The sequence below is a fragment of the Pseudomonas machongensis genome, from assembly GCF_034961125.1.
GTDB lineage: Bacteria > Pseudomonadota > Gammaproteobacteria > Pseudomonadales > Pseudomonadaceae > Aquipseudomonas > Aquipseudomonas machongensis.
Window position 1 is genome coordinate 290,090 of the sequence record NZ_JAYFUI010000190.1, and the last position, 16,987, is coordinate 307,076.

The following is a 16,987-nucleotide window of genomic DNA, read 5'->3' on the forward strand; positions in this document are numbered from 1 at the left end:
GCCAGTGTGATAGCGGGCAAGGACCTACGAAGATTCTTCTAGCGACCAACTAGCTCCCGCGATAGGTCGAATAGCTGTACGGCGAGATCAGCAGCGGCACGTGATAGTGCTCCTGCCCTTCATCGATGCCGAAGCGCAGCACCACGACATCGAGAAACGCCTGGTCAGGCAGTGCAACACCCTTGGCCCGGTAGTAGTCCCCGGCGGCAAACTGCAACTGGTAGACACCGGTACGGTAGTCATCGCCCTGCAACAAAGGCGCATCGACGCGGCCATCGCTGTTGGTCAGTGCGCTGTTCACCAACTCCAGTTGCTGGCCTTCGACACGGTACAGCTCGACCTTGATCGAGCTGCCCGGGCAGCCGTGAGCGGCATCCAGTACGTGTGTGGTCAAACGTCCCATTTGCTTGTCGCCTCTTGTCGTTTGCATGGGCAGAAAATACACGGCATGCACCAACACGAGGCTGACGAAATGCCGGAATGGGCTCATTAAGACACTTTCGATTCAGATTGTACACAATTTTTTGAACCCCGCTGCGCACCGCTCATGGCAGGCCTTGCGAGCACGAGCATCCGTCGCAAATACAGGGCCTGTGCAGCAGGCCGAGGTATTATCTGACCGATCAGGCAGGTTTCTTGCAGTGCTTTTCCAGCCTGAGTTTGAGGCGACAAGTGGGAAGAAATGCGGAAAAACGGGCTTACAAATGGTCAAATAAGTTGTATACAATCACCCCATCCGGTGCGTGCGACAACCCGCCGCGGTCCACCCACCACCCGCACCTACGAACATAAGGAAGACTGCAGTGAGCGCTGACTACCCTCGCGACCTGATCGGTTACGGCAACAACCCACCTCACCCGCAATGGCCGGGCAACGCCCGCATTGCCCTGTCTTTCGTGCTCAACTACGAAGAAGGTGGCGAGCGCAACATCCTGCACGGTGACAAGGAGTCCGAAGCCTTCCTCTCTGAAATGGTGGCTGCCCAGCCGCTGCAGGGCGTGCGCAACATGAGCATGGAGTCGCTCTACGAATACGGCAGCCGCGCCGGGGTGTGGCGCCTGCTCAAGCTGTTCAAGGACACCGGCGTACCGCTGACCGTGTTCGCCGTGGCCATGGCCGCCCAGCGCCACCCGGACGTGATCCGCGCCATGGTCGAGGCCGGCCATGAGATCTGCAGCCACGGCTACCGCTGGATCGACTACCAGTACATGGACGAGGCGCAGGAGCGCGAGCACATGCTCGAGGCTATCCGCATCCTCACCGAACTGACCGGCGAGCGCCCGCTGGGCTGGTACACCGGGCGAACTGGCCCGAACACCCGGCGCCTGGTGATGGAGGAAGGCGGCTTCCTCTATGACAGCGACACCTACGACGACGACCTGCCCTACTGGGAGCCGAACAACCCTACCGACAAGCCGCACCTGGTGATCCCCTACACCCTGGACACCAACGACATGCGCTTCACCCAGGTGCAGGGCTTCAACTGCGGCGAGCAGTTCTTCCAGTACCTCAAGGACGCCTTCGACGTGCTCTACGAAGAAGGCGAGCACGCGCCGAAGATGCTCTCCATCGGCCTGCACTGCCGCCTGGTCGGCCGCCCCGCGCGCCTGGCCGCGCTCAAGCGCTTCGTCGAGTACGCCAAGAGCCACGAGCAGGTCTGGTTCGCCCGTCGCGTGGACATCGCCCGCCATTGGCACGCCACCCATCCGTACAAGAAAGAGAACGCCTGATGACCGCTTTCAACACCCTCAAGCCCTCGAGCCTCGGCCGTGACGCCTTCGTCGCGGCCTTCGCCGACATCTACGAGCACTCGCCGTGGGTCGCCGAAAAAGCCTACGCGCTGGGCAACCTGAGCGAGCTGGACGAGATCGAGGTGCTGCACCAGCGCATGAGCGACATCCTGCTCAGCGCCAGCCACGCCGAGCAACTGGCGCTGATCAACGCTCACCCGGACCTGGCCGGCAAGGCAGCGGTGCAGGGCGAACTGACCGAATCGAGCACCAACGAACAGGCCGGCGCCGGCATTCACCAGTGCACTGCCGAAGAGTTCGCACGTTTCACCGAACTCAATGACGCCTACAAGGCAAAATTCCAGTTTCCGTTCATCATGGCGGTCAAGGGCAGCAACCGGCACCAGATCCTCGCCTCCTTCGAAAAGCGCATCCACAACGACACCGATGCCGAATTCAAGGAAGCACTGGCGCAGATCAACCTGATCGCCCTGTTCCGCCTGCTGCAGCTTTGAGGACCAAACCCGGACTGGCCCGAGTGCGTGACGCGACCGCACCCAGGGCCTGCCCGAACGAGGTCCGCCCTACATACCGATAACGAATACAGAAGAGATAACCGCATGCGTACCCTGATGATCGAGCCCCTGACCAAAGAAGCCTTCGCCCAGTTCGGTGACGTGATCGAAACCGATGGCAGCGACCACTTCATGATCAACAACGGCTCGACCATGCGCTTCCACAAGCTCGCCACGGTCGAGACCGCCGAGCCGGAAGACAAGGCGATCATCAGCATCTTCCGCGCCGACGCGTTGGAGATGCCGCTGACCGTACGCATGCTGGAGCGCCATCCGCTGGGCAGCCAGGCTTTCATTCCGCTGCTCGGCAACCCCTTTCTGATCGTGGTCGCGCCAGTTGGCGATGCACCTGTATCAGGCTTGGTCCGAGCCTTCCGCAGCAACGGCAGGCAGGGCGTTAATTACCATCGCGGCGTCTGGCACCACCCGGTGCTGACGATCGAAAAGCGGGATGACTTCCTGGTGGTTGATCGCAGTGGTTCCGGCAACAACTGCGACGAGCATTACTTCACCGAGGAACAGATGTTGATCCTCAATCCCCACCAATAAGAAAAGGTCGGTCATCCCGGGTCTCGGCCTGTCGGTGATCGGCAGAGGTACATACTGTGGAAGCACACCTTCACGAATGGCTGAACCTGAGCATTCGCTGGGTTCACATGATCACCGGCGTGGCCTGGATCGGTGCATCGTTCTACTTCGTCTGGCTGGAGAACCACCTGAATCGAAGCAACCCGCGCGATGGGTTGTCAGGTGACCTCTGGGCCATCCATGGCGGTGGTATCTACCACCTGGAGAAATACAAGCTCGCACCACCGAAAATGCCCGAGAACCTGCACTGGTTCAAATGGGAAGCCTACTTCACCTGGATGTCCGGGATCGCCTTGCTGTGCGTGGTGTTCTACTGGAACCCAACCCTGTACCTGCTGGCACCTGGCAGCACCCTGAGCGGCGCCGAAGGCGTGGCCATCGGCATCGGCTCGCTGGTCGTCGGCTGGTTCGTCTACGACTTCCTCTGCGACTCACCACTGGGCAAGCGCCCCGCCCTGCTCGGCGCCGTGCTGTTCGTGCTGATCATCGCGGCGTGCTGGGGCTTCAGCCTGGTGTTCAGCGGTCGTGGCGCGTACCTGCACACTGGCGCGATCATCGGCACCATCATGGTGGGCAACGTGTTCCGCATCATCATGCCGGCCCAGCGCCAGCTGGTGGCGGCGATCGAGAACAACCAGACCCCTGATCCGGTACTGCCGGCCAAGGGCCTGCTGCGCTCGCGACACAACAACTACTTCACCCTGCCGGTGCTGTTCATCATGATCAGCAACCACTTCCCGAGCACCTACGGCAGCCAGTACAACTGGCTGATCCTGGCCGGGATCGCAGTGGCTGCGGTACTGATCCGTCACTATTTCAACACCCGCCACGACAGCAACAAGTACGCCTGGACCCTCCCTGTAGGTGCCCTGGCGATGATCTGCCTGGCCTATGTGACCGGTCCCAAGCCGCTGCCGACCTCGCCCGAGCAGGCTGCTGCGAAGATCGAGTACCAGCCATTGCCCGCCACTGCAGTCGGCGGCAAGACCGCTGCCGAGCTGCGCGCCGAGGAAGCTGCCAAGGCTGCCCAGGCACCTGCCGAAGCGCCGGCCCAGGCCACCGCCCAGGCTGCGCCCGGCAACTTCGAGAAGATCCACAACGTCATCCAGGAACGCTGCACCGTGTGCCATTCGTCGAAACCGACCAGCCCACTGTTCAGCACCGCCCCGGGCGGCGTGATGTTCGACACCCCGCAGCAGATCCAGGCCCAGGCCGCGCGCATCCAGGCGCAGGCTGTCGCCAGCCAGATCATGCCGCTGGGCAACATCACCCAGATGACCGTCGAGGAACGCAAGCTGGTCGGCGACTGGATCGCCAAGGGTGCCCCGGTCAACTGACACCCCACATCCTGTTTGTGGGAGCGGGCTTGCCCGCGTAGAGGCCGGTGTTGCCGGCCTCGCTTCCAATGAAACACCGTAACAAGCAAGCATCGAGCGTACGGCTCCATCCGGGAACCCCAGGTCCTTCAACCGAAGCGCCTGCCGCCTGGAGCCGCCCGCTTGGATCCGAGAATAAAAACAAAACTCGAGGTGCTGCATGTCCGAGTCACCCAAGGCGTACATCCCCGTTGCGCCGCCGCGACAGCCCCTGCCCCTGTTCCAGCTGATCCTGGTGGGCCTGCAACATGTCCTGCTGATGTACGGCGGCGCCATCGCCGTGCCGCTGATCATCGGCCAGGCCGCCGGGCTGTCCCGTGAAGAAGTCGCCTTCCTGATCAACGCCGACCTGCTCGTGGCCGGTGTCGCTACCATCATCCAGTCGTTCGGCATCGGCCCGGTGGGCATCCGCATGCCGGTGATGATGGGTGCAAGCTTCGCCGCCGTCGGCAGCATGGTGGCCATGGCCGGCATGCCCGGTGTGGGTTTGCAAGGGATCTTCGGCGCGACCATCGCTGCCGGGTTCTTCGGCATGCTGATCGCGCCGTTCATGTCCAAGGTGGTGCGCTTCTTCCCGCCGCTGGTCACAGGTACCGTGATCACCTCCATCGGCCTGTCGCTGTTCCCGGTCGCGGTCAACTGGGCCGGCGGCGGGCAACAGGCGGCAACCTTCGGCTCGCCGATCTACCTGATGGTCGCAGGCCTGGTGCTGGCCGTGATCCTGCTGATCAATCGCTTCATGCATGGCTTCTGGGTCAACGTGTCGGTGCTGGTGGGCATGGGCCTGGGTTATGTGCTGGCCGGTTCCATCGGCATGGTCGACCTGTCGGGCCTGAACGAAGCGCCGTGGCTGCAGGTGGTCACGCCACTGCACTTCGGCATGCCGACCTTCAGCCTCGCGCCGATCCTGTCGATGTGCCTGGTGGTGGTGATCATCTTCGTCGAGTCCACCGGCATGTTCCTGGCCCTGGGCAAGGTGACCGACCGCGAGGTGACACCCGGCATGCTGCGTCGCGGCCTGCTGTGCGATGCCGGCGCCTCGTTCGTGGCCGGTTTCTTCAACACCTTCACCCACTCCTCCTTCGCCCAGAACATCGGCCTGGTGCAGATGACCGGGGTGCGCTGCCGCTACGTCACGGTGGTCGCGGGCGCGCTGCTGATCCTGCTCAGCCTGCTGCCCAAGGCGGCCTTCCTGATCGCCTCGATCCCGCCTGCGGTACTGGGCGGCGCATCCATTGCCATGTTCGGCATGGTCACCGCCACCGGCATCAAGATCCTCCAGGAGGCCGACATCAGTGACCGGCGCAACCAGTTGCTGGTCGCAGTCAGCGTCGGCTTCGGGCTGATCCCGGTGGTGCGTCCGGAGTTCTTCGCGCAGATGCCCCAGTGGATGGAGCCCATCACCCACAGCGGCATCGCCATGGCCACGCTCAGCGCCCTGATACTGAACGTGCTGTTCAACATCCTCGGGGGCGCCGAACGCGCGGCCCACAACGAGGCCTGTCACCCGCACTGAGTCAGCGGGCGGCGCCCTGGCCGCCCGTCTCGTCCAAGCAGTGAAACGCAGTACCGGCGGCCCACGGGAGCGGGCCGTCCGGGGCGCCTGCGCGCCGAAGAAACCTCGAACAACAACAAGAACACGGGAATTCGCACATGAAGCGCACCACCTCGTCCCTGTTGCTGGGCAGCAGCCTGCTGGCCACCCTCCCCGCGTTCGCGGGCGACTGGCTGCAATGGCACGGCGAAAGCCTGACCTACCTCTACGGCAAGGATTTCAAGGTCAACCCGGACATCCAGCAGACCATCACCTTCGAGCACGCCAACAAGTGGAAGTACGGTGATACCTTCCTGTTCATCGACAAGATCTTCTACAACGGCAAGACCGACGCCAGCAAAGGTGTGAACACCTACTACGGCGAATTCAGCCCGCGCCTGTCGTTCGGCAAGATCCTCGACCGCAAGCTGGCCTTCGGCCCGGTCAAGGACGTGCTGCTGGCCATGACCTACGAGCGTGGCGAAGGGTTGAACGCCGCCTACCTGATCGGCCCCGGGTTCGACCTGGACATCCCTGGCTTCAACTACTTCTACCTCAACATCTACCTGCGCAACACCGAGGGCAGTCGCCCCGGCGACAACGTCTGGCAGTTCACCCCCGGCTGGTCGTACACCATTCCCCTGGGCCGCTCCGACCTTCTGATCGACGGCTACATGGACTGGGTGACCGACAACGACCAGACCCGCCGCGGCACCTACCACGCCAACCTGCACTTCAACCCACAGGTCAAGTACGACCTGGGCAAGGCCCTCAACCTGGGCGCCAAGCAGTTGTATGTCGGGTTCGAGTACAGCTACTGGAAGGACAAGTACGGCATCGACAGCCGCGGCAATCTGCAGAGCAACCAGAGCGTGGCCAGTGCGCTGGTCAAGGTGCATTTCTAAGAACCTGACCGAACGCCCAATTTTGTATCACCGCGCTCCAGGACGGAGCACTTGAGGACCGGCGCGCAAGCCAGTAATCTGCGCGCCCCCTCGCTCAGGGCAGGCCGGATCCTGCCCGCGTTTACTGACCGCTCAGTCAATGAATTCGGGCGGTTGGTCGATGTTTCGCCAGCCAGAAACACCCTTTTCATCCGTTCAGAACGACGTCGAGCAGGATGGTTGTGACCAACCCGGAAAGTTGGCGCAGCACTTGCCAGAGAGCTGTGGCCAACCCGAAAAAACTGACCCGAAAGACAAGAAAGGCGCCGACACGAGCGCTGACAGCAACATCCAATCAAGGGAGCGACACACGCAATGCGCATCATCAACAGCCTGATCCTCGCCGGCGGCCTGCTCGCCTGCGGCACCAGCTTCGCCGACGACCTGCTGCAGTGGCAGACCAACAGCCTGACCTACCTCTGGGGCAAGAACTTCAAGGTCAACCCCGAGACCCAGCAGACCGTCACCTTCGAGCACGCAGATGCCTGGAAGTACGGCGACAACTTCATCTTCGTCGACAAGATCTTCTACCAGGGCAAGAAAGACGCGAACAACGGCCCGAACACCTACTACGGCGAGATCAGCCCGCGCCTGTCGTTCGGCAAGATCTTCGACCAGAAGCTGGAGTTCGGCCCGGTCAAGGATGTGCTGCTGGCCATGACCTACGAGTTCGGCGAGGGTGATACCGAGTCCTACCTGATCGGCCCTGGCTTCGACCTGGCGATTCCTGGCTTCGACTATTTCCAGCTGAACTTCTACCACCGCACCACCGATGGCAGCCGCCCGGGTGATCATGTCTGGCAGATCACTCCAGTGTGGTCCTACACCATTCCCGTGGGCTCATCGGATGTGCTGATCGACGGCTTCATGGACTGGGTGGTGGACAACGACGAGAACAGCCGTGGCAGCTACCACGCCAACCTGCACTTCAACCCGCAGGTCAAATATGACCTGGGCAAGGCATTGCACCTGGGTGAGAAGCAGTTGTACGTCGGTATCGAGTACGACTACTGGAGCGACAAGTACGGGATCAAGGACAGCGATGCCTTCACCACTGACCAGAACACCATGAGTTTCCTGGTCAAGGTGCACTTCTGATTTGAGCGGTGGGTCTGCTTCGCGGGTAAAACCGCGAAGCAGACCCACCGATGATCACGCTGCTGGCCGCAGCATCCGCCACAACTTGCCAGCCACACTTACCACCGCCAGCACCACCGCCCCGGCTACCACTCCCAGCACGCCGTTGATCAACGCCCCGGTCAGCGCTCCGCCACGTCCGTCGGCAAAAGCCTCGATGGCATGGTGCAGCGGCGCGATGCCATGCACGAGAATGCCGCCACCGACCAGGAACATGGCCGCGGTGCCGATCACCGACAGACTCTTCATCATGTAGGGGGCCGCACGCAGGATGCCATTGCCGACCGCTTGTGCCAGGCTCGAGCCCTTGCGGGTCAGCCACAGCCCCAGGTCATCGAGCTTGACGATTCCGGCCACCAGCCCGTACACACCCAATGTCATGACCACGGCAATGCCTGACAGCACGATGATCTGCTGGCTCAGCGGCGCATCGGCCACCGTACCGAGGGTGATGGCGATGATTTCGGCGGAGAGGATGAAGTCCGTGCGCACTGCGCCCTTGATCTTGTTCTTCTCGAAGGCGACCAAGTCGACATTCGCATCGGCCACGGCCTCCTTGCGTGCCGTGTGCTGCGCCTGATCCTCCTCCTTGCTGTGCAGGAACTTGTGCGCCAGCTTCTCGAAGCCCTCGAAGCACAGGTAGGCCCCCCCAAGCATCAGCAACGGCGTGACCGCCCAGGGGATGAATGCACTGATTAACAGGGCAGCCGGCACCAGGATCGCCTTGTTCAACAGCGAGCCCTTGGCCACCGCCCAGACCACCGGGATCTCCCGCTCGGCCCGTACCCCGGTCACCTGCTGGGCGTTGAGCGCCAGGTCATCGCCCAGCACGCCTGCGGTCTTCTTCGCCGCGACCTTGGTCATCAGCGAAACATCGTCCAGCACCGTGGCGATGTCGTCGATCAACACCAGTAAGCTGCTTCCTGCCATGTCGTTGTGTTTCCAATGATTGCAAAGGTCCGATTCTAGCCCAATGCCGTCGCCTTGAGCCGCTCTCTGGGCCGGTGCTACCATGCCCGATCGCTATTAGAGGCGGCCAGTCACAGGAAGATTCATAGACCATGAGCACGATTCGCGAGCGCAACAAGGAACTGATCCTGCGCGCGGCCAGCGAGGAATTCGCCGACAAAGGCTTCGCCGCCACCAAGACCAGCGATATCGCTGCCAAGGCCGGGCTGCCCAAGCCGAATGTCTACTACTACTTCAAGTCGAAGGAAAACCTCTACCGCGAGGTTCTCGAGAGCATCATCGCGCCGATCATGCAGGCGTCCACGCCGTTCAACGCCGATGGCGATCCCAAAGAAGTGCTCAGCGGCTACATCCGCTCGAAGATCCGCATCTCCCGCGACCTGCCGCATGCCTCCAAGGTGTTCGCCAGCGAGATCATGCACGGCGCCCCGCACCTCTCGCCAGGGCAGGTCGAGCAGCTCAACGAGCAGGCGCGACACAACATCGAGTGCATCCAGCGCTGGATCGAACGCGGCCAGATCGCCCCGGTCGATCCACATCACCTGATGTTCAGCATCTGGGCGGCGACGCAAACCTACGCCGACTTCGATTGGCAGATTGCCGTGGTGACCGGCAAGGCCAAGCTCGCCGACAGCGATTACGACGCCGCCGCCGAAACCATCATCCGCCTGGTGCTCAAGGGGTGTGAGCCCGAGGCGGCCTGACGGTCGGCGTACACCGCTCCCATCCTTGGCCGACGGGCCCTGGCGGGAGCGCAGGCCAACGCGGTATCAGACAGCTACCCCAGCATCAGCCGTAAGCCCGAGCGCCTCAATGGCAGTGATTGCGCACTGCTCGTCGATGTCCGACGTGTCCCCGCTGATCCCCACCGCACCCAGCACTTTCCCCGCCTGATCACGGATCAGCACCCCACCTGGCGCGGGGACCACCGACCGCTCGCCCAAGCCGTTCAACGCCGCGAAAAACGCCGGTCGCTGCTGTGCATCCAGCGCCAGCAGGCGTGACCCCTTGCCCAGGGCCACAGCCCCCCAGGCTTTGCCCATGGCCACCTGCGGACGTAACAGACTGGCACCGTCCTCGCGTTGCAAGGCCAGCAGATGGCCGCCGGCATCCAGCACCGCCACCGTCAGCGGTGCGGCGTCGATCTTGCGCCCGGCGGCAAGGGCAGCAGCGACCAAGGTGTTGGCGACGTTGAGCGTCATTGCGTTCATGGAAAGGTCCTCTTCTTGTTGTGAGAAGCCCTGAGGGGCAGTTGAAAACCGATAAGCAAATAGAACACAACAAAAAGATTTTTTGTATACAATATTTTTGAACGATCGTACTCCATCAGATAGAACGCCTTTTCTGCGGGGTTTCCAGCGAAAGCCAATCGACCCGATGAAAATGCATTGACCTGAAGCTCAGAGCGTGAATACACTTTGGCGCAAAGCAAGTTGTATACAATTACAAAATCGATGAGGCACAAATCATGAGCAAAATGAGAGCAATCGATGCAGCCGTTCTGGTCATGCGCCGTGAAGGCGTAGAGACGGCATTCGGCATTCCCGGGGCTGCCATCAACCCGCTGTACTCGGCCCTGAAGAAAGTCGGCGGCATCGATCACGTCCTCGCTCGCCACGTCGAAGGTGCCTCGCACATGGCCGAGGGCTACACCCGCGCCAACCCAGGCAACATCGGTGTGTGCATCGGCACCTCCGGCCCAGCCGGCACCGACATGGTCACCGGCCTGTACAGCGCCTCGGCCGACTCCATCCCGATCCTGTGCATCACCGGCCAGGCCCCCCGCGCCCGCCTGCACAAGGAAGACTTCCAGGCCGTCGACATCACCAGCATCGTCAAGCCGGTGACCAAGTGGGCCACCACCGTGCTGGAGCCGGGCCAGGTGCCCTACGCCTTCCAGAAAGCCTTCTACGAGATGCGTACCGGCCGCCCAGGCCCGGTGCTGATCGACCTGCCATTCGACGTGCAGATGGCCGAAATCGAATTCGACATCGACGCCTACGCGCCACTGCCGGTACACAAGCCTTCGGCCACGCGAATCCAGGCCGAGAAAGCCCTGGCCCTGCTCAATGACGCCGAACGTCCGCTGCTGGTCGCAGGTGGCGGCATCATCAATGCCGACGCCAGCGACAAGCTGGTCGAGTTCGCCGAACTGACCGGCGTGCCAGTGATCCCGACCCTGATGGGCTGGGGCACCATCCCTGACGACCACGAACTGATGGTCGGCATGGTCGGCCTGCAGACCTCGCACCGCTATGGCAACGCTACGCTGCTCAAGTCCGACCTGGTGTTCGGCATCGGCAACCGCTGGGCCAACCGTCACACCGGCTCCGTCGATGTCTACACCGAAGGCCGCAAGTTCGTGCATGTCGACATCGAACCGACCCAGATCGGCCGTGTGTTCACCCCTGACCTGGGCATCGTCTCCGACGCCGGCGCTGCGCTGGACGCCTTCCTGGAAGTGGCCCGCGAATGGAAAGCGGCCGGCAAGCTCAAGTGCCGCAAGGCCTGGCTGGAAGATTGCCAGCAGCGCAAGTCGAGCCTGCAGCGCAAGACTCACTTCGACAACGTGCCGGTCAAGCCGCAGCGCGTATACGAAGAAATGAACCAGGTATTCGGCAAGGACACCTGCTACGTCAGCACCATCGGCCTGTCGCAGATTGCCGGCGCGCAGTTCCTCCACGTGTACAAGCCGCGCCACTGGATCAACTGCGGCCAGGCCGGCCCGCTGGGCTGGACCATCCCCGCGGCCCTCGGCGTGGTCAAGGCCGACCCGAAACGCAAGGTGGTGGCGCTGTCGGGTGACTACGACTTCCAGTTCATGATCGAGGAGTTGGCGGTCGGTGCGCAGTTCAACCTGCCCTACGTCCATGTGCTGGTGAACAACGCCTACCTCGGCCTGATCCGCCAGGCCCAGCGTGGCTTCGACATGGATTACTGTGTACAACTGGCGTTCGAGAACATCAACTCCAGCGAAGCCGGCAGCTACGGCGTGGATCACGTCGCCGTGGTCGAGGGCCTGGGCTGCAAGGCGCTGCGCGTGTTCGAGCCGGGCGAGATCGCCCCTGCCCTGCTCAAGGCGCAGAAAATGGCCGAAGAGTTCCGCGTGCCGGTGGTGGTCGAGGTGATTCTCGAGCGCGTCACCAACATTTCCATGGGTACCGAGATCAACGCGGTCAACGAGTTCGAAGACCTCGCGCTGGTCGGCAACGACGCGCCGACCGCCATCTCGCTGCTCGACTGAGTGCCGACGCCCCCGCGCAGGCTGCCGGGGGCTTTCATCTGCAAGGAGACAACCATGCCTCGCTTCGCTGCCAACCTGTCCATGCTGTTCACCGAACAGGACTTCCTGGCCCGCTTCAAAGCCGCCGCCGACGCGGGCTTCAGCGGTGTCGAATACCTCTTCCCGTACGATTTCAGCGCCAGCGAGATCAAGCAGCAGCTCGATGCCCACGGCCTGACCCAGGTGCTGTTCAATCTGCCTGCAGGCGACTGGGCCAAAGGTGAACGCGGCATCACCTGCCACCCCGACCGCATCGAAGAGTTCCGCGCCGGCGTCGACAAGGCCATCGAATACGCCAAGGTGCTGGGCAACAAGCAGGTCAACGCCCTGGCCGGTATCCGCCCACAAGGCCTGCAGTGCGCCGAGGTGCGCAAGACCTTCGTCGACAACCTCAAGTACGCCGCCGACAAGCTCGAAGCCGCCGGGATCCGCCTGGTCATGGAAATGATCAACACCCGCGACATCCCAGGCTTCTACCTGAACACCACCGCCCAGGCCCTGGAGATCCAGGCCGAGGTGGGCAGCGCCAACCTGTTCCTGCAGTACGACATCTACCACATGCAGATCATGGAGGGTGACCTGGCGCGGACCCTGGAAACCCACCTCAAGCAGATCAACCACATCCAGCTCGCCGACAACCCCGGCCGCCACGAGCCGGGCACTGGCGAGATCAACTACCGCTTCCTGTTCGAGCACCTGGACCGCATCGGTTACCAGGGCTGGGTGGGTGCGGAGTACAAGCCCAAGACCACTACCGAGGCCGGGCTCGCCTGGCTGAAAACCCATAACGCGATCTAACGAACACAGTCGCTCCCTGTAGGAGCGGGCTTGTCCCGCGATGGCGCCCGCAAGGACACCTTCGTCGCCTGACCTGCCGCATTCGCGGGCAAGCCCGCTCCCACAAGGCGCTCAGTTCGCTTGAGATATCACAAATACAAAGAGGCACATTCTCATGGCTAAAATCGGTTTCATCGGCACCGGCATCATGGGCAAGCCCATGGCCCAGAACCTGCAGAAAGCAGGTCACAGCCTGTTCGTCTCCACCCACCACGACGCCGCCCCTGCCGACCTGGTCGCCGCAGGTGCCGTGGCCCTGGCCAACCCTAAAGAGGTGGCGCAGGAAGCCGAATTCATCATCGTGATGGTGCCCGACACCCCGCAGGTCGAGAGCGTGCTGTTCGGTGAGAATGGCGTCGGTGAAGGCGTCGGCCCGAACAAGGTGGTGATCGACATGAGCTCGATTTCCCCCACCGCCACCAAGGCCTTCGCCGAGAAAATCAAGGCGACCGGCGCCACCTACCTGGACGCCCCGGTGTCCGGCGGTGAAGTCGGCGCCAAGGCCGCAACCCTGAGCATCATGGTCGGCGGCTGCCCGAAAGCCTTCGAGCGCGCCCTGCCGCTGTTCGAAGCCATGGGCAAGAACATCACGCGCGTCGGTGGCAATGGCGATGGCCAGACCGCCAAGGTGGCCAACCAGATCATCGTCGCCCTGAACATCCAGGCCGTCAGCGAAGCGCTGCTGTTCGCCGCCAAGAACGGCGCCGACCCGGCCAAGGTGCGCGAAGCGCTGATGGGCGGTTTCGCCTCCTCGAAGATCCTCGAAGTCCATGCCGAGCGCATGATCAAGGGCACCTTCGACCCGGGCTTCCGTATCAGCCTGCACCAGAAAGACCTCAACCTGGCCCTGCAGGGTGCCAAGGAGCTGGGCATCAACCTGCCCAACACCTCCAATGCCCAGCAGGTGTTCAACACCTGCGCGGCCCTGGGTGGCAGCAACTGGGACCACTCGGCACTGATCAAGGGGCTGGAGCACATGGCCAACTTCTCGATTCGTGACGACCAGTAATTTGTAAGCCTTACCGGCCGCTTCGCGGGCAAGCCCACTCCTACGAGGGATCCACAGTCCCCGAGGACTGCGTTGACCCTGTAGAAGCGGGCTTGCCCGCGAAGCAGCCAACACCGCTGAACCTGCGACCACAGGCTCAGGGGTGACACCGAGCAACACCCGCCCCTGGTTCGGCCTGCACGGAGGCAGTTCCAGGGGCGTTTTCGATTCTGCAGAACAACAAGAATTTTGGGAGCCTGCCATGTCGGTCGATCCACAGAAACTCCTGCGCGAGCTGTTCGACACAGCCATCGCCGCCGCCCATCCCCGTCAGGTCCTCGAACCTCACCTGCCCGCCGATCGCAGCGGCCGGGTCATCGTCATCGGCGCTGGCAAGGCCGCCGCCGCCATGGCCGAAGTGGTCGAGAAGAGCTGGCAGGGCGAAGTCTCGGGCCTGGTCGTGACCCGCTACGGCCATGGCGCCAATTGCCAGAAGATCGAGGTGGTCGAAGCCGCCCACCCTGTCCCCGACGCCGCCGGCCTTGCGGTCGCCAAGCGCGTGCTGCAACTGGTCAGCAACCTCGATGAAGACGACCGCGTCATCTTCCTGCTCTCCGGCGGCGGCTCGGCCCTGCTGGCACTGCCCGCCGAGGGCCTCACGCTGGCCGACAAGCAGCAGATCAACAAGGCGCTGCTCAAGTCCGGCGCCACCATCGGCGAGATGAACTGCGTGCGCAAGCACCTCTCGGCGATCAAGGGCGGACGCCTGGCCAAGGCCTGCTGGCCCGCCACCGTCTATACCTACGCCATTTCCGATGTGCCGGGCGATCTGGCTACCGTCATCGCCTCCGGCCCCACCGTGGCCGACCCGAGCACCTCGGCCGATGCCCTGGCGATCCTCAAGCGCTACGACATCGAGGCGCCCAAGGCGGTCATCGACTGGCTGAACAACCCGGCATCGGAAACCGTCAAGGCCGATGACCCGGCCCTGGCGCGCAGCCACTTCACACTGATCGCCAAACCCCAGCAATCGCTCGAGGCTGCCGCGGTGAAAGCCCGCCAGGCCGGTTTCAGCCCACTGATCCTGGGGGATCTGGAAGGTGAATCGCGCGAAGTGGCCAAGGTGCACGCCGGCATCACCCGGCAGATCGTCCTGCATGGCCAGCCGCTGAAGGCCCCTTGCGTGATCCTGTCCGGCGGCGAGACCACCGTCACCGTGCGCGGCGATGGCCGTGGCGGGCGCAACGCCGAGTTCCTGCTCAGCCTCACCGAAAGCCTCAAGGGCCTGCCTGGCGTATACGCACTGGCCGGCGACACCGACGGCATCGACGGCTCCGAAGAAAACGCCGGTGCGCTGATGACCCCGGACAGCTTCAGCCGCGCACAGGCCCTGGGCCTGTCGGCCAGTGACGAGCTGGACAACAACAACGGCTATGGCTACTTCGCCGCGCTCGATGCCTTGATCGTCACCGAGCCAACCCGCACCAACGTCAACGACTTCCGCGCCATCCTGATCCTCGAGACCTCGCAATCATGACGCCCGATAAAAAAGTGAAAATCCTCGCCACCCTGGGGCCGGCGATCAACGGCATCGATGACATCCGCCAGCTGGTCGAAGCCGGGGTGAATATCTTCCGCCTCAACTTCAGCCACGGCGAACACGCCGACCACGCCCTGCGCTACCAGTGGATCCGTGAGGTCGAGCAGCAACTGAACTACCCGCTGGGCATCCTCATGGACCTGCAGGGGCCGAAACTGCGTGTCGGCCGTTTCGCCGAAGGCAAGGTGCAGTTGCAGCGTGGCCAGGCCCTGCGCCTGGACCTGGACAAGGCCCCCGGCGACAGCCGCCGGGTCAACCTGCCGCACCCGGAAATCATCGACGCGCTGGAGCCCGGCATGGACCTGCTGCTCGATGATGGCAAGCTGCGCCTGCGGGTAACCGCCAAGCACGCCGACGCCATCGACACCGAAGTGCTGGCCGGCGGCGAGCTGTCCGACCGCAAGGGCGTCAACGTCCCTCAAGCTGTGCTGGACCTCTCCCCGCTCACCGAGAAAGACCGCCGCGACCTGGCCTTCGGCCTGGAACTGGGCGTGGACTGGGTGGCGCTGTCGTTCGTCCAGCGCCCCGAGGATATCGTCGAGGCGCGCCAGTTGATCGGCGAACGTGCCTACCTGATGGCCAAGATCGAGAAGCCCTCGGCGGTCGAGCAACTGCAGGCCATCGCCGAGCTGTCCGATGCGATCATGGTCGCCCGTGGCGACCTGGGCGTGGAAGTGCCGGCTGAAAGCGTGCCCCAGATCCAGAAGCGCATCATCAGTACCTGCCGCCAACTGGGCAAGCCGGTGGTGGTGGCGACGCAGATGCTCGAGTCGATGCGCTTCTCGCCCGCTCCGACCCGCGCCGAGGTCACCGACGTGGCCAATGCCGTGGCCGAAGGCGCCGACGCGGTGATGCTGTCGGCCGAGACCGCCTCCGGCGACTACCCACTGGAGGCGGTGCAGATGATGAGCAAGATCATCCGCCAGGTGGAGAACGGCCCGGACTACCAGGCCCAGCTCGACGTCGGCCGTCCCAAGGCCGAGGCCACGGTTTCGGATGCCATCAGCTGCGCGATCCGGCGCATCAGCGGCATCCTGCCGGTGGCGGTGCTGGTCAACTACAGCGAGTCAGGGGCCTCGACCTTGCGCGCCGCCCGCGAGCGGCCACGAGCCCCCATCCTCAACCTGACGCCGAACCTCAAGACCGCGCGCCGACTCAGTGTCACCTGGGGTGTGCATTCGGTGGTCAACGACCGCCTGCGCCAGGTCGATGAGATCTGCTCGACTGCGCTGGAGATCGCCCAGGCGCAAGGCATGGCCAGCCGTGGCGACACCCTGCTGATCACCGCGGGGGTGCCGTTCGGCCAGCCGGGGAGCACCAATACCTTGCGGATCGAGACCTTGATCTGAAGACCGGCCCTGCAATTTTGTAGAAGCAACTGTCTTGTTCGAAATCTAAAGGCCAGCCCAATCCCTGTGGGAGCGGG

General features: G+C 63.2%; 16 protein-coding genes. 13 read left to right on the forward strand and 3 right to left on the reverse strand.

Features of this window, described 5'->3' with window-relative positions; all coding sequences use genetic code 11:
* Positions 1 to 49 precede the first annotated feature (49 nt).
* On the reverse strand, positions 50 to 403 hold the full coding sequence (gene uraH, locus VA602_RS23570) for a hydroxyisourate hydrolase (protein ID WP_054893660.1): 354 nt from the start codon (positions 401 to 403) through the stop codon (positions 50 to 52).
* A 400-nt stretch (positions 404 to 803) separates the two neighbouring features.
* Between uraH and puuE the strand changes: the two genes are divergently transcribed.
* The 7 genes from puuE (at position 804) to VA602_RS23605 (ending at position 7,845) form a co-directional block, all read left to right on the forward strand.
* Entirely contained in the window at positions 804 to 1,730 is a 927-nt protein-coding gene (gene puuE, locus VA602_RS23575) for an allantoinase PuuE (RefSeq protein WP_054893659.1), read from the forward strand.
* On the forward strand, positions 1,730 to 2,245 hold the full coding sequence (uraD, locus tag VA602_RS23580) for a 2-oxo-4-hydroxy-4-carboxy-5-ureidoimidazoline decarboxylase (protein ID WP_197892486.1): 516 nt from the start codon (positions 1,730 to 1,732) through the stop codon (positions 2,243 to 2,245). The genes puuE and uraD overlap by 1 nt, the downstream gene beginning before the upstream one ends.
* A gap of 105 nt (positions 2,246 to 2,350) precedes the next feature.
* A complete protein-coding gene (locus tag VA602_RS23585) occupies positions 2,351 to 2,854 on the forward strand; it encodes an ureidoglycolate lyase (protein WP_054893657.1) in 504 nt (167 codons plus the stop codon).
* Positions 2,855 to 2,910: 56 nt separating this feature from the next.
* Positions 2,911 to 4,230, forward strand: coding sequence for a urate hydroxylase PuuD (locus VA602_RS23590; RefSeq protein WP_063543975.1), 1,320 nt, complete (start codon positions 2,911 to 2,913; stop codon positions 4,228 to 4,230).
* 199 nt (positions 4,231 to 4,429) lie between these two features.
* Positions 4,430 to 5,785, forward strand: a complete 1,356-nt coding sequence (locus tag VA602_RS23595; protein WP_323454492.1) for a nucleobase:cation symporter-2 family protein — start codon at positions 4,430 to 4,432, stop codon at positions 5,783 to 5,785.
* A gap of 137 nt (positions 5,786 to 5,922) precedes the next feature.
* Complete coding sequence (locus tag VA602_RS23600; RefSeq protein WP_063543971.1) at positions 5,923 to 6,708, forward strand: outer membrane protein OmpK; 786 nt, start codon at positions 5,923 to 5,925, stop codon at positions 6,706 to 6,708.
* A gap of 354 nt (positions 6,709 to 7,062) precedes the next feature.
* Positions 7,063 to 7,845, forward strand: coding sequence for an outer membrane protein OmpK (locus VA602_RS23605; RefSeq protein ID WP_054893653.1), 783 nt, complete (start codon positions 7,063 to 7,065; stop codon positions 7,843 to 7,845).
* Positions 7,846 to 7,899: 54 nt separating this feature from the next.
* On the opposite strand, the gene VA602_RS23610 is transcribed toward VA602_RS23605, so the two are convergent.
* A complete protein-coding gene (locus VA602_RS23610; RefSeq protein WP_151924133.1) occupies positions 7,900 to 8,814 on the reverse strand; it encodes a DUF808 domain-containing protein in 915 nt (304 codons plus the stop codon).
* Positions 8,815 to 8,945: 131 nt separating this feature from the next.
* Here VA602_RS23610 and VA602_RS23615 point away from each other — a divergent pair, with 131 nt between their 5' ends.
* Entirely contained in the window at positions 8,946 to 9,557 is a 612-nt protein-coding gene (locus VA602_RS23615) for a TetR/AcrR family transcriptional regulator (RefSeq protein ID WP_054893651.1), read from the forward strand.
* Between the two features lie 66 nt (positions 9,558 to 9,623).
* On the opposite strand, the gene VA602_RS23620 is transcribed toward VA602_RS23615, so the two are convergent.
* The gene (locus tag VA602_RS23620) at positions 9,624 to 10,064 is read right to left on the reverse strand and encodes a GlcG/HbpS family heme-binding protein (protein WP_054893650.1); all 441 of its coding nucleotides are present in this window, start codon (positions 10,062 to 10,064) and stop codon (positions 9,624 to 9,626) included.
* Between the two features lie 257 nt (positions 10,065 to 10,321).
* Between VA602_RS23620 and gcl the strand changes: the two genes are divergently transcribed.
* The 5 genes from gcl (at position 10,322) to pyk (ending at position 16,910) form a co-directional block, all read left to right on the forward strand.
* The gene (gene gcl, locus VA602_RS23625) at positions 10,322 to 12,097 is read left to right on the forward strand and encodes a glyoxylate carboligase (RefSeq protein WP_063543967.1); all 1,776 of its coding nucleotides are present in this window, start codon (positions 10,322 to 10,324) and stop codon (positions 12,095 to 12,097) included.
* Between the two features lie 54 nt (positions 12,098 to 12,151).
* Complete coding sequence (gene hyi, locus VA602_RS23630; protein ID WP_063543965.1) at positions 12,152 to 12,934, forward strand: hydroxypyruvate isomerase; 783 nt, start codon at positions 12,152 to 12,154, stop codon at positions 12,932 to 12,934.
* 154 nt (positions 12,935 to 13,088) lie between these two features.
* Positions 13,089 to 13,982: a 2-hydroxy-3-oxopropionate reductase gene (locus VA602_RS23635; protein WP_063543963.1), complete on the forward strand. Its 894-nt coding sequence runs from the start codon at positions 13,089 to 13,091 to the stop codon at positions 13,980 to 13,982.
* Between the two features lie 241 nt (positions 13,983 to 14,223).
* On the forward strand, positions 14,224 to 15,498 hold the full coding sequence (locus tag VA602_RS23640) for a glycerate kinase type-2 family protein (RefSeq protein ID WP_153773395.1): 1,275 nt from the start codon (positions 14,224 to 14,226) through the stop codon (positions 15,496 to 15,498).
* Entirely contained in the window at positions 15,495 to 16,910 is a 1,416-nt protein-coding gene (gene pyk / locus VA602_RS23645; RefSeq protein ID WP_323454493.1) for a pyruvate kinase, read from the forward strand. Before VA602_RS23640 ends, pyk begins: the two co-directional genes overlap by 4 nt.
* The last annotated feature ends 77 nt before the right edge of the window (positions 16,911 to 16,987 follow it).

Bases quoted from the DNA above. Each gene is read 5' to 3' on its own strand.
- pyk (WP_323454493.1), top strand. From the start codon at position 15,495: ATGACGCCCGATAAAAAAGTGAAAATCCTCGCCACCCTGGGGCCGGCG.
- VA602_RS23640 (WP_153773395.1), top strand. From the start codon at position 14,224: ATGTCGGTCGATCCACAGAAACTCCTGCGCGAGCTGTTCGACACAGCC.
- uraD (WP_197892486.1), top strand. From the start codon at position 1,730: ATGACCGCTTTCAACACCCTCAAGCCCTCGAGCCTCGGCCGTGACGCC.
- VA602_RS23610 (WP_151924133.1), bottom strand. From the start codon at position 8,814: ATGGCAGGAAGCAGCTTACTGGTGTTGATCGACGACATCGCCACGGTG.
- gcl (WP_063543967.1), top strand. From the start codon at position 10,322: ATGAGCAAAATGAGAGCAATCGATGCAGCCGTTCTGGTCATGCGCCGT.
- VA602_RS23600 (WP_063543971.1), top strand. From the start codon at position 5,923: ATGAAGCGCACCACCTCGTCCCTGTTGCTGGGCAGCAGCCTGCTGGCC.
- VA602_RS23585 (WP_054893657.1), top strand. From the start codon at position 2,351: ATGCGTACCCTGATGATCGAGCCCCTGACCAAAGAAGCCTTCGCCCAG.
- VA602_RS23620 (WP_054893650.1), bottom strand. From the start codon at position 10,064: ATGAACGCAATGACGCTCAACGTCGCCAACACCTTGGTCGCTGCTGCC.
- VA602_RS23595 (WP_323454492.1), top strand. From the start codon at position 4,430: ATGTCCGAGTCACCCAAGGCGTACATCCCCGTTGCGCCGCCGCGACAG.
- VA602_RS23605 (WP_054893653.1), top strand. From the start codon at position 7,063: ATGCGCATCATCAACAGCCTGATCCTCGCCGGCGGCCTGCTCGCCTGC.
- VA602_RS23635 (WP_063543963.1), top strand. From the start codon at position 13,089: ATGGCTAAAATCGGTTTCATCGGCACCGGCATCATGGGCAAGCCCATG.
- VA602_RS23615 (WP_054893651.1), top strand. From the start codon at position 8,946: ATGAGCACGATTCGCGAGCGCAACAAGGAACTGATCCTGCGCGCGGCC.
- uraH (WP_054893660.1), bottom strand. From the start codon at position 403: ATGGGACGTTTGACCACACACGTACTGGATGCCGCTCACGGCTGCCCG.
- hyi (WP_063543965.1), top strand. From the start codon at position 12,152: ATGCCTCGCTTCGCTGCCAACCTGTCCATGCTGTTCACCGAACAGGAC.